This is a genomic window from Chitinophaga rupis (assembly GCF_900109685.1).
Lineage (GTDB): Bacteria > Bacteroidota > Bacteroidia > Chitinophagales > Chitinophagaceae > Chitinophaga > Chitinophaga rupis.
The window spans coordinates 1-12321 of record NZ_FOBB01000008.1 but is presented as its reverse complement, the minus strand read 5'-3'; the positions used below and the strand labels follow the sequence as shown (position 1 = coordinate 12321).

Below are 12321 nucleotides of genomic sequence, written 5' to 3'. Positions count from 1 at the left end.
CTACGTACCTCATACTAAATTATTGAAACGATGGAAAACTTCTTACATTATTTCTTCAGCACAATCTTACTGGTAGTCGTTAGTTTATTACGCTCTACTGTAATACCCGTAAGGGTTGTATCCCTGTAACCATTGGATGCATTTACAAACAGATTGTAGCTACCGGGTTTCAGGCCGCGTACCAAAAAGTTACCGTTAAACCAGGGCAGCGCAAAAGCAGTATCCGTATTGTTGTATACTGTGATCACCGGCCATGCGGCACTTGGCGTTACCTGCCCGCCTATGCTGCCGGTTAGCTTCAGTGTGTACACAGTAATCACCGGCTTCAGGATAAACTTGCCATCCCATACTTTAACAATAGAACGGTTCAGATCAAAGTCCAGCCACAGGCGGAAGTTGCCGGATGCTATTTCGTCCCAGTCATCGCTGCGCAGTTTAACAATGATCTTCACCTGACCACCGGGAGATTTCAGCGGGTATTTAACGCTGTCTTTTACCAGGGAGTTATTGCTACCCAGTGTAATACGGATCTTTTTTACCTTGCCTTTGGCAACAATACCACCGGCCAGCAATGTATCCGCACCATTCCTTAAAGAAAGGATGTCGTATACGCCGGGTTTAATACCCAGGGAATCCCATACATCGCATTTATCCTTATCGTCACGGCGGTCCTCATCCCACCAGCAACGGTCGCGCCAGTCCCAGTTACGGTCATCATCATCACTGTTCTTGGTGCAGGTATCTATCAGCACTTCCACCTTGCGGATATCAAGAAATACATTGTCAAAGAAACCCGGATCATCAGACATGTAAATGTTCAGCTTTTGCTGGTTAGGGCCCGGGCCTGGTTCTGTAGCATTATCTTTCTTACAGGCATAAGCCACCACAGCTACCAGGGCCAATAATACCACCGGCCACCGCAGGTTGCGGAGATTCTTCATAAATAAATGGTTTTAAGTGATTGTGTTGTTTTGTTTTCTTGAACTTGAAACTTGATATGGATGTTTTTCGTTTACATATGGTTTTAGCCTATCTACACGTGCAGTATTCTATAAACGTCTTTTTTAGATGGAAAGTGTTAAAGAAAGTTTAAAGGGAAAGAAAAAATTTTCCGGGCATAGTGTTTCCCAGTCATTAACAGTTGATAATTAATGATTATTGAACGGTAGTAATATAAGGATCAGATTTTTTTACTGTACCCCTTTAAAAACAGCTGCACCCAGGGGCGGTACCCGCAGCGTGAGCGTATAATCCTTGCCGTTATAAGGCTGCTGCACGGTTTTTACCGGTGAGGTATTTAATACCCCACTGCCGTAATAGCGCGGGTCATCGCTGTTCAGTATTTCCTGCCAGGTACCTGCTGCAGACAGGGCTATCATATAATGTTCATGCGTGGCCGGGGTAAGGTTTAATACTACCAGCAGGGTATCCTTAGGGTCTTCACTTTTACGCAGGTAGGCCAGCACACTGTTATCATAGTCAGATACGTTCACCCATTCAAAACTATCATAGGAAAATTGCAGCTGGTACAGGGCAGGCTGCGAGGTATACAGGCGGTTCACATCTTTTACAAACTGCTGTAAACCTTTGTGCGTGGGGTGCTCCAGCAAATGCCAGTTCAGCTCTGAACGGAAGTTCCATTCCTGCGTTTGCCCTATCTCATCGCCCATGAACAGCAGCTTGGTGCCGGGGTGGGTGAACATATAGCCGTATAACAGGCGCAGGTTTGCAAACTTCTGCCAGTCATCCCCCGGCATTTTATAGATCATGGGCGATTTGCCATGCACCACCTCATCATGGCTTAAAGGCAGCATAAAATTTTCGCTGAAGGCATAGGCAATGCTAAACGTAAATTCATCCTGGTGCCATTTGCGGTGCATCGGATCGCGCTTAAAGAAAGTAAGCGTATCATTCATCCAGCCCATCATCCATTTCATACCAAAACCTAAACCACCTAAAAATACCGGGCGGGATACGCCGTAAAAAGAGGTGGATTCTTCTGCAATGGTTTGTGTGTCCGGATGCAGATGGTAGATCCTTTCATTCAGATGTTTCAGGAACGTAATGGCTTCCAGGTTTTCCCGGCCGCCTTCTTCATTGGGCGCCCAGGCGCCGGTATTGCGGGAGTAGTCCAGGTGTATCATAGAGGCCACCGCATCTACCCGCAGCCCGTCTATATGATATTTATCCAGCCAGTACAGGGCATTGCTCAGTAAAAAGCTTCTTACCTCGTTCCGCTTATAATTAAATATATAGCTGTTCCAGTCCGGGTGATACCCTTTACGCATATCCGCATATTCATACGTATGGGATCCGTCAAAACGGAACAGGCCATGCGCATCATATGGGAAATGGGAAGGCACCCAGTCCAGTATAACACCAATACCTGCATGGTGAAAAGCATCCACAAAGGCCATAAAGTCCTGCGGGGTGCCGTAACGGGAGGTGGGTGCATAGTAACCGGTTTGCTGGTAGCCCCAGGATCCGTCAAAGGGGTGCTCCCCTACCGGCATCAGTTCCACATGCGTAAAACCCATATCTTTTACGTATGGCACCAGGCGGTCGGCTATTTCTTTGTAAGAGTAAAATACTTCGTGGTTATTGGGATCAGGCCGGCGCCAGGATCCCAGGTGCACCTCGTATACAGTAAAGGGGCTTTGCAGGCTGTTATGCGCATGCCGGCGCTCCATCCATTGCTTATCCTTCCACTGGTAATCCAGGTTCCAGGTAATGGATGCGGTATTGGGGCGCAGCTCCCAGTGAAAGGCATAGGGATCGCCCTTATACAGCTCCTCGCCGGTGCGGGAGCGGATGAAGTATTTATATAAGCTGCCTTTTTTTACTTTCGGAATAAACCCCTCCCATATGCCGGAATGGTCCCAGCGTGGGTACAGGGTATGCGTGTAGCGGTCCCAGTTATTGAACTCGCCTATTACTGAAATATAAGCTGCATTGGGAGCCCATACGGCAAAGTAAGTGCCGGCCTCCCCTTCATACTCCACGGCATGTGCGCCAAACCTTTCATACAGGCGTTCATGCAGGCCTGCCTGGAACAGCTCCACATCTTTTGCGGAGAAAAGGGAAAAGGGGGCTACTGCGGGTAATGTGCTGTTGGATTCTTTTGACATCGGGCTGCTGTATTTCAGTTTTTCGGGGAATTGCTTCCCGTAAAGTAATAAAAAAAGTCCTCCTCCGCTTACGGAGAAGGACTTTTATTTTCTATTGCGCAATTAGATTAATATCTGCGTTTAAAGCCAGGTTTAGCAGAACTGGTCCTTCTGCCTTCCTCTCCCTCACGACGGGGCGGACGGCTGCTGCCACCACCGCCACTGCGGCGTTTATCACCATCCTGCGACATTTCGATCCGTACGCTGCGGCCATTGTATTCTGCTTTTTTAAATACTTGTACAAACTTCTCCACCACATCGTTCTCCACTTCAAAGAAAGAGTATACCCCTTTCAGGTCTATACGGCCGATCTTATTGCCCCTTACCCCGCTGGTATCGCACAGGTAACGTAACATATCCCCACGGGTAAAATCATCTACTGAACCCAGGTTAATGAACAGGCGTGTAAATTTACCAGTGCCACGGAAACTCATGCCGGAAGAAGAAGCTCCGCTGCCGCTTTCGCCATACGTTCTTTTTTCTTCCTTCACATTCAGGTCCGGCGCATCCTGGTAGTATGCCAGGAACTCGTTAAACTCCAGGGAAGCAAAGCGCTTGATCAGCTCTTCCTTGCTCATATTGGCAAATTCTTCGTATATGCGATCCAGGTAGGGGTCTATCTGCTCATCGTTCACGGTTACATTGTGCACTTTATGCACTAATGCAAACAGCTGTTTTTCACAAACGGCAAAACCATCCGGCACTTCAGCCTTAATGAACTTCTTACCACCCAGCACCCTTTCTATCTGGCGTATCTTGCCAATATCACGGCTACTGATAATAGCAATTGATATGCCTGATTTACCGGCGCGCGCGGTACGGCCGCTCCGGTGCGTGTAGTTCTCTACATCATCCGGCAGCTCGTAGTTAATTACGTGCGTAACGTTGTCCACATCAATACCGCGGGCAGCCACATCGGTTGCTACCAGCATCTGTATGGATCTTTCGCGGAAACGCTTCATTACCTTATCCCTTTGCTGCTGGGTCAGATCGCCGTGCAGGGCATCAGCATTATAACCGTCGCGGATGAGGGATTCGGCTATTTCCTGTGATTCTATTTTAGTACGGGTAAAGATGATACCGAATATTTCAGGATTATAATCCACAATGCGTTTCAGCGCTGCGTATTTTTCGCGCGGGCGTACCACATAGTATTCGTGCTCAATATTAACGTTACCGCTGTTCTTATTACCTACCGTCAGCTCAAAGGGGTTGGTCATATATTGCTGTGCAATACGGCGAACCTCCTGCGGCATGGTGGCGGAAAACAGCCAGGTAGTTTTAGTGCTGGGTGTTTTAGAAAGAATGTTGTTGATGTCTTCCTGGAAACCCATGTTCAGCATTTCATCTGCTTCATCCAGTACGGCATAACGTACATTCTCAAAGTTAACCGCACCGCGGTCTATAATATCCAGCAGGCGGCCGGGGGTAGCTACTACCACATGGGCGCCTCTTTTCAGCTCACGTAACTGCTGTACAATGCTGGCGCCACCGTAAACGGCTACTACGCTCAGATCACCCAGGTGTTTGCTGAAGTTCTTCAGATCGTTGGTTATTTGCAGGCACAGCTCACGGGTAGGACATAAGATCAGTCCCTGTGGTTGCCGGCGTTTAATATCCAGTTGTTGTAATAAGGGCAGGCCAAATGCTGCCGTTTTTCCGGTTCCTGTTTGCGCCAGTCCTACAAAGTCCCGGTCGCCGGTCAATAATACAGGAATGGCTTTTTCCTGTATGGGAGTAGGTGCAATAAATCCCAGGTCCTGGATTCCTTTTAAAATGGGCTCCTGTAAGCCCAGTGACTCAAATGTTATCATTGATTTGCTTTAACAAGCTCCGTCCGGAGCTATTATTTAATACGCAGTATGCTCAACGCATAGTGCTAAACGCTTTATGCGTGGTACTGCAAGTAATATTGATTCTAAACTTATGATATGCTGCATTTACTGCTAAAAGCAGGATTTTTTCCGGGTGCTGCATTCCGCTTTATGCTTTCTGCTTTTAGCTTTCTGCCTTTAGCTTTCAGCTTATGCCTCCACCAATTCCCCTTCCAGGTCGTAGTCAAACGCTTTGGTGATCTTTACGTGCACAAAATCGCCCGGTTTCAGGCGCTTGCTGGTGTTGATGATCACTTCATTATCTACTTCCACGGAATCAAATTCGGTGCGCGCCAGGTAGCGGCCGGATTCTTTCTTGTCCACTATTACTCTAAATACCTGGCCTATTTTTTCCTGGTTCTTTTCGTAAGAGATCTCCTGCTGCAGCTCCATAATTTCCTGGGCCCTCCGCTCCTTCTCTTCTGCGGGGATATTGTCCTCCAGGTCATAGGCGCTGGTGCCTTCTTCATGACTGTAGGTAAAAATACCTACGCGGTCAAAACGCATATCTTCCAGGAAACGCTTCATTTCCTCCACGTCTTCCAGGGTCTCGCCCGGAAAGCCGGTAATGAGGGTGGTACGCAGGCAAATGCCGGGCACCTTTTCGCGGATAGCTGCCACCAGGTCCTGCATTTCTGTACGCGTGATCTGCCTTTTCATAGCTTTCAGCATGTTATCTGCTGCGTGCTGCAAAGGCATATCCAGGTAGTTGCAAATGTTGGGAAACTCGTTCATTACGTCCAGCACATCCATCGGGAATTTGTGCGGGTAAGCGTAATGCAGCCGTATCCATTCCAGTCCCGGTACCGCGGCCAGCGCCCTTAACAGGTCGGCCAGGCGGCGTTGTTTATACAGATCTAAACCGTAATACGTTAATTCCTGCGCTATCAGCATCACCTCTTTTACACCAAAGCGCACCAGCTTTTCAGCTTCTGCTACTATGGCCTCAATAGGTTTGGATACATGTGTGCCCCTCATAAGAGGAATAGCGCAAAAAGAGCAGGTGCGGTTACAGCCTTCTGCTATTTTCAGGTAAGCGTAATGTGAGGGGGTGCTCAGCAAGCGCTCACCCAGCAGCTCCGCTTTATAATCGGCGTCAAATTTCTTCAGGATCAGTGGCAGCTCCATGGTGCCAAACCAGGCATCTACCCCGGGGATCTCCGTTTCCAGGTCACCGCGGTAGCGTTCACTTAAACAGCCGGTTACATATACTTTATCCAGCCGGCCCTTCTGCTTCAGCTCTACCTGTTCCAGTATGGTGTTTATGGATTCTTCCTTGGCCTTGTCAATAAAACCACAGGTGTTCACTACTACAATGTTATGGTCTTTTTTGGCGTTCTCGTGCACTACGTCAATTGCATTGGCCTGCAATTGCCCGCTAAGCACTTCAGAATCAACCATGTTCTTTGAACACCCTAATGTAATAATATTAACTTTGTCTTTCTTTAATGTTCTATTCTTCATTATGTTCTAGTCTTCATTGCCGGTTTATTACCGCCACGAAGACATTCAGACACGAACAAATAAAAACAGCAGACTTACTGTGTGTGACCTTGCCTTAGTGGGGGTGGTGTGTTGGAAGTTGCAAAGGTAATAAAAAGAAAGGACATTTTACACCCCTTGTCATAATTACGAATTAGTTAATTATGAACAAAGTAGTTCTGGAGGGCTATTTCTTTAGAAAAAATGCGGCACATTATTGTTAAATTAATTGCCAGCCATCCACTTAAACCCATCATAATTACTTTTCAATGGAATGGCCCCGCTTCAGGCCGGGGCATAACTAATTAATCTGTAATTATACAACGCTTTGCAATAAGCTTATTATCAGTCATTTATGCTAAATAGTGAATCTACAAATTCTGTTTTATTAAATACCTGCAGATCCTCCATTTTTTCACCAATACCAATGTATTTCACGGGGATCTTAAACTGGTTGGCAATGGCCAGCACTACACCGCCTTTTGCAGTACCATCCAGCTTGGTAATGGCCAGGGCGGTAACTTCTGTAGCTGCGGTGAACTGGCGGGCCTGTTCCAGCGCATTTTGCCCGGTAGAGCCATCCAGCACCAGCAGCACCTCATGCGGCGCTTCCGGCAGCACCTTTTTCATTACCCGCTTTATTTTGCTCAGCTCCTCCATCAGGTAAACCTTATTATGCAGGCGGCCGGCGGTGTCTATAATAATTACATCCACATTACGGGCGGCCCCGCTTTGCACGGTATCAAAGGCTACTGCACCGGGGTCGGAGCCCATTTGCTGTTTTACAATAGGTACGCCTACCCGGTCGCTCCAGATAGTGAGCTGGTCCACGGCAGCGGCCCGGAAGGTATCTGCAGCGCCTAACAGCACTGTTTTACCGGCTTTTTTAAAGTTATAGGCCAGCTTACCAATGGTGGTGGTTTTGCCTACCCCGTTCACCCCTACTACCATGATCACGTAGGGCTTTTTATCGGCCGGTACATCAAAATCACGGAAGCCACTGTCCGGCGCTTCCACCAGCAGGGCTGCAATTTCTTCTTGCAGTATCTTGTTCAATTCACTGGTTCCCAGGTATTTATCTTTTGATACGCGCTGCTCTATACGATTGATGATCTGCACGGTAGTATCTACGCCTACGTCGGCAGATACCAGGGCTTCTTCCAGGTTATCCAGCACCTCTGTATCAACGGAGGATTTACCGGCAATGGCCCGGCCTAGTTTGGTGAGGAAACTATCTTTGGTCTTCTGTAATCCCTGATCCAGGCTTTCCTTCTTTTCCCGGGAAAATAGTTTATTGAAAAAGCTCATAGTGGTTGTTTTAGTCCACAGACCATGGTCCATGATCCATAGCACATTTCCTTTTTTCAGTGATGAAATTAAGATAAAGGAGCTGCAATTTACGATATTATCTACGTGGAAAATCCGCGGATGATGGACTATGGACCATCAGGCCATGGACTGACCACAAACGCAAAAAGCTGTCCGTAGAATACGGGACAGCTTCTGTGCAGTATGATTGGTAAAGCCGAATTACTTTTGGTTAATATACTCCTGGACTTTGTCCTTGTGTATAATTGCCTCTTTAAAAGTATAGGCGCCGGATTTCGGAGAACGTACCGCTCTGATCACTTTCGTCCACACTTTAGCTTCAGCAGCAGCCTTCGCATCCTTCTTGATAGCGGTTTTAGCTTGTTTTGCCATTGGTTATTGTTTTTAGTGTTAGGCTGGTTGTATGGTCGGGAACAGTTATGCTGTTACACAACCATTCAGCCACACAAACAATTCAACAAATTATTTAATTTCTTTGTGTACAGTCACTTTCCGCAGAATAGGATTGTACTTCTTCAGCTCCAGACGCTCCGGAGTGTTCTTTTTGTTCTTGTTGGTGATATAACGGGAAGTACCCGGCTGACCTGAGTTCTTATGCTCGGTACATTCCAGTATTACCTGCACCCTGTTACCTTTCTTTGCCATTGTTATATACAATTAGTGGATTGCACAATTAGATTTCCTGCCCGGCCGCACGCAATTCCTTAACTACTGCATACAAACCTCTTTTGTTAATAGTGCGTAAGCCGTCCGAAGATACCTTTAAAGATATCCAGCGGTCTTCTTCCGCCAGGAAAAAACGCTTTTTCTGCAGGTTAGGCAGAAATCTTCTCTTTGTTTTGATATTAGAGAAGGAAACATGGTGACCTGTTATCGGCTTCTTTCCTGTCACCTGACATACTCTTGCCATGATCGAAAAAATTTTGGACTGCAAAAGTCCACCTTTTTTATTGATTTTACAAACATTGTTTGTGAATTTTATTCACAGCCTTGGAAATTGTGCGAATGTGTATATCCGCATTCAGATATATGAGCTGAAAATGAATGGTTTACCTGATCAGGACCGGAAGATATCCACATTTTTAAATATCCGTTTATTCATCTCCTATTATCCATTTTCCCTCCGGATATCTCCAAAATCCGCCTATTTCCAGCCTGCCCATCTTCCCATCTACGCATTTTCATCTACCCCACAACGGCACATCAGCACATTCCCTCACCGGCACATTTACAGCAGCACTACCAGGCTTCTCAGCACAGCGCCCAGCCTTACCGCTTCCAGGATGCGCTGCTGCTCCGTACCATGTTTCAGCAGGGCCTCTTCATGGGAGGTTACGCACATTTCACAGCCGTTCAGGGCAGACACCACCAGGCTTAACAGCTCAAAGAACTCCTTCCCTATCACCGGGTTAGCCATAATGCTCATTCGGATGCCGGCGGGCGTGTTGGTATAATACTCCTTGTTCACGAAATGGCGGAAACGGTAAAACACGTTATTGGCATTCATGAGGGAGGTGCAGCTGATCACTTCCGCAATTTCCTTTTCGGTAGCGCCTTGTTCCTGGGCCAGCTTTTCAAAGGCAGCCTGCAGGGTGGATTGCTTTTCATTTACTGCCACGGCCAGGCCTATGAGGTAAGCTTCTTTTTTATTGAGGGTACCTGCGTCCAGCGCGTTGCTTACATTGATCTTCAGATCTTTCAGGTAACGGGCATCGGTAGCTACCAGCGCGTTCAGGTGTTTGGATAAAGCCGCATCGGTTAAACCTACTGCCTGTAACAGCTGGATGGCTGTATCTTGATTTGTAGTAGCGAACATGATTGTTGTTGTTTTAAGTCCATGGTCCATGGTCGATAGTCCATTGCCTGGTTCAATAATGCAGGTGCTGCAAGAAGACGCAGGACTATTTTCCCGGATGAACGTATGATAATTTAAAAGTCCATGGAAGATGGTAGATCGCTTGTATCGCAATAGTTCGCTTGCGGGTTACAGGCTATGGACCATCGACCATGGACTATCAGTTATTCAGAAAATTAAGCGGTCAGCGTAGCTTCACCCTTCTGCCAGTTGCAGGGGCACAGCTCGTCTGTTTGCAGGGCATCCAGCACGCGGAGTACTTCTTTCACGTTACGGCCTACATTCAGGTCGTACAGGGAAACCCAGCGTACAATACCTTCCTGGTCAACGATGAAGGTAGCACGGTAAGCCACTTTCTCATTAGCTTCCAGGATGCCCAGCTCTTCTGCCAGTGATTTGGAAGTATCAGCCAGCATAGGGAATTGCAGACCGCGCAGGTCATCATGATCCCTTCTCCAGGCAGCATGTACAAATTCGCTATCAGTAGATGCACCGATCAAAACGGCATCACGGTCAGCAAAATCCTGGTAGTGTTTGTTAAACTCAGCAATTTCAGTAGGGCACACGAAGGTAAAATCCTTGGGCCACCAGAACATCACCATCCATTTACCGGAATTCCGGATCTCTTCGGATGAAATGTCATAAAATTCTTTGCCTTTCTCGAGAGATACTACAGCCGTTTTTTTGAACTCGGGGAACTTTGAGCCTACGGACAGGATAACATTTTTCATGTGTATTACTGTTTATTTAGTTTAGTGATTCTTTTGCCTCTCTTTGCGTAAGTGCTACGCATTTTAAAACAGGTGCAAAGGTCATTGTCCGCGTATTAAAAATCAAATCGATTTTGGAAATGTGGTATTGATATTATCTATACTTACCATCCCCTTCCATAAATAGAGCCTATGGCGCCCCGCCAGCCTGCGATCCGGCGCGGACATGGCCTAACGAGCCTTTGGCGCTGCCCGGTTTGGTTCCCCAAACTGTAACAATTTGGCACGTTATTTAGTTATACATACATGAACTTGAAAAAATATTAAAATGGCAAGTATGAAGCTAAAGCATGTACTCTTGGTGATTATTACGGTGGGCCTTGCATTGATCCCGTTTATTAAAAACGCCATCAACAGACAGGATGAATTTGATGCTACTCAAGATCTGTTCATCTAATTTGCCCAGCGGGTACCATATCCGTTCCTTCTATCAAAACTGCCCCACACCGGGGTCGGGAACCCGTTTGTCCCTACGCTCGTAATAGTTCCATATCGTCCTGGCCACCTGCCGTAACAGCTGCCAGGCCTCATTATTCCGCTCCCAACCTTGATCCAGGTTATTTTTAGTATAAATACTGTAGACAAAGTCTCCATGTGCTGCGCTTACCATTACCACTTCTGAGCGCGATCCATCCACTGCACCATTCTTAGAAGCTGTTCTTACCTCCTTCGGAAATTCCAGCAACCCTTCCTGGTCCCAGTAATTACGGGTAAGATTGCGGTACATACGCTCACTGGCAGCCTTGCTCACTACCTCTCCCTTATAGATCATTTCCATTAAACGGGCCATTTCCCGGGGCGATGTTTGCCCCCAGCCCAATGCAGTACGATTAGCTTCCCGGCCCGGCGTACGGCTGTTCACCCGTGTATTTACAAAACCATGGGCTTCCAGCCAGGCATTGATCTGCTGCCCCCCTCCTGCCAGGGATTGCAGCCACAGGCTGGCGGTATTATCGCTCATGGTCAGCATCAGCATCATAACCTTATCCAGCGTTATCTGCTCCCCGCTTTTAAAGGAGCCCAGTATGTCCTCCCCGGCATATAACAGGGAATCCTTATATACTAAGGGCTGATGGTACTGCAGCTCCCCTTTGGCTATTTTATCAAATATGCCCACCATAATAGTCATTTTAATGGTGCTGGCCGTAGGGAACAGGGTATCTGCATTAATGGCCACATACTTATCTTTTTTCAGGTGATGCACGTAAATGCCGGCCACGCCATGGTGTTTTTCAAGATAAGGGCGCAGCAGGGCTGTTAGCTGTTTATCTTCTTTTTGGGCAAAGGCGGTGGCGCTAATAAGCAGTAGCAGTAAGGTGCAGGAAACCAGGTATTTCATACAGGCAAAATACGGGTTCCGGGATAGATAACATAATTGTGCCTGTTCTGTTAACCCAATAACAATACAATAATACCCTGATAGTAAGCCATATGTCACGTCCTGAAAAAGGTTTACACATAAAAAGTGTAAGACATGCAAAAAACAAACAATTTAGGGCAAAACAGGAAAGGCAAGGGAGGCCGTTCGTTCCAATATTCCCACGCTTTTATGCGCAAAGTAGTAGCAGACTATCTGTCAGGTAGCCAAAGTATGGCAGAGGTAGCGGCTCGCTATAGCGTAAAAGCTAATCAGATAGGCCACTGGAAATCGCTGTTTTCTTCGGAACTTGAGCAACGAACCATCTTACCTACCGTCATGACCGAAGAGGAACAAAAGGAATTGGACGCCCTCAAAAAGCAAAATGAAGCGTTGTTGAAGAAACTGGAATATGCCAATCTGCAGGTGTTCGGGTTGCAGACGATGATAGACATTGCGGAAGAACAGTTTAAAATAGAGATCAGAA

At 47.0% G+C, this 12321-nt stretch carries 12 protein-coding genes; 1 reads left to right on the top strand and 11 read right to left on the bottom strand.

Features of this window, described 5'->3' with window-relative positions:
* Window positions 1-47: 47 nt before the first annotated feature.
* The 11 genes from BMZ54_RS24785 to BMZ54_RS24735 form a co-directional block, all read right to left on the bottom strand.
* Window positions 48-941 (bottom strand): DUF4382 domain-containing protein, encoded by an 894-nt coding sequence (locus tag BMZ54_RS24785; protein WP_089918552.1) that lies wholly within the window; start codon window positions 939-941, stop codon window positions 48-50.
* Between the two features lie 249 nt (window positions 942-1190).
* On the bottom strand, window positions 1191-3128 hold the full coding sequence (gene glgB, locus BMZ54_RS24780; RefSeq protein ID WP_089918550.1) for a 1,4-alpha-glucan branching protein GlgB: 1938 nt from the start codon (window positions 3126-3128) through the stop codon (window positions 1191-1193).
* Between the two features lie 107 nt (window positions 3129-3235).
* Entirely contained in the window at window positions 3236-4981 is a 1746-nt protein-coding gene (locus tag BMZ54_RS24775) for a DEAD/DEAH box helicase (RefSeq protein ID WP_089918547.1), read from the bottom strand.
* A gap of 210 nt (window positions 4982-5191) precedes the next feature.
* Window positions 5192-6505, bottom strand: coding sequence for a 30S ribosomal protein S12 methylthiotransferase RimO (gene rimO, locus BMZ54_RS24770; RefSeq protein ID WP_089918545.1), 1314 nt, complete (start codon window positions 6503-6505; stop codon window positions 5192-5194).
* Window positions 6506-6868: 363 nt separating this feature from the next.
* The gene (gene ftsY / locus BMZ54_RS24765) at window positions 6869-7831 is read right to left on the bottom strand and encodes a signal recognition particle-docking protein FtsY (protein ID WP_089918543.1); all 963 of its coding nucleotides are present in this window, start codon (window positions 7829-7831) and stop codon (window positions 6869-6871) included.
* Between the two features lie 222 nt (window positions 7832-8053).
* Window positions 8054-8224, bottom strand: coding sequence for a DUF4295 domain-containing protein (locus BMZ54_RS24760; RefSeq protein WP_089918541.1), 171 nt, complete (start codon window positions 8222-8224; stop codon window positions 8054-8056).
* Window positions 8225-8314: 90 nt separating this feature from the next.
* Window positions 8315-8497, bottom strand: coding sequence for a 50S ribosomal protein L33 (gene rpmG, locus BMZ54_RS24755; protein ID WP_089918539.1), 183 nt, complete (start codon window positions 8495-8497; stop codon window positions 8315-8317).
* Between the two features lie 28 nt (window positions 8498-8525).
* Window positions 8526-8762 (bottom strand): 50S ribosomal protein L28, encoded by a 237-nt coding sequence (gene rpmB, locus BMZ54_RS24750; protein ID WP_089918538.1) that lies wholly within the window; start codon window positions 8760-8762, stop codon window positions 8526-8528.
* A gap of 318 nt (window positions 8763-9080) precedes the next feature.
* Window positions 9081-9668 (bottom strand): carboxymuconolactone decarboxylase family protein, encoded by a 588-nt coding sequence (locus BMZ54_RS24745; protein ID WP_089918536.1) that lies wholly within the window; start codon window positions 9666-9668, stop codon window positions 9081-9083.
* Between the two features lie 215 nt (window positions 9669-9883).
* Complete coding sequence (locus BMZ54_RS24740) at window positions 9884-10438, bottom strand: peroxiredoxin (protein ID WP_089918534.1); 555 nt, start codon at window positions 10436-10438, stop codon at window positions 9884-9886.
* A gap of 469 nt (window positions 10439-10907) precedes the next feature.
* Window positions 10908-11816 carry a serine hydrolase gene (locus tag BMZ54_RS24735; protein WP_089918532.1) on the bottom strand — a complete coding sequence of 303 codons (909 nt, stop codon included), beginning with the start codon at window positions 11814-11816 and terminating at the stop codon, window positions 10908-10910.
* Window positions 11817-11951: 135 nt separating this feature from the next.
* Here BMZ54_RS24735 and BMZ54_RS24730 point away from each other — a divergent pair.
* A partial coding sequence (locus BMZ54_RS24730) for a transposase (RefSeq protein ID WP_089918530.1) occupies window positions 11952-12321 on the top strand: 370 nt, incomplete at its 3' end.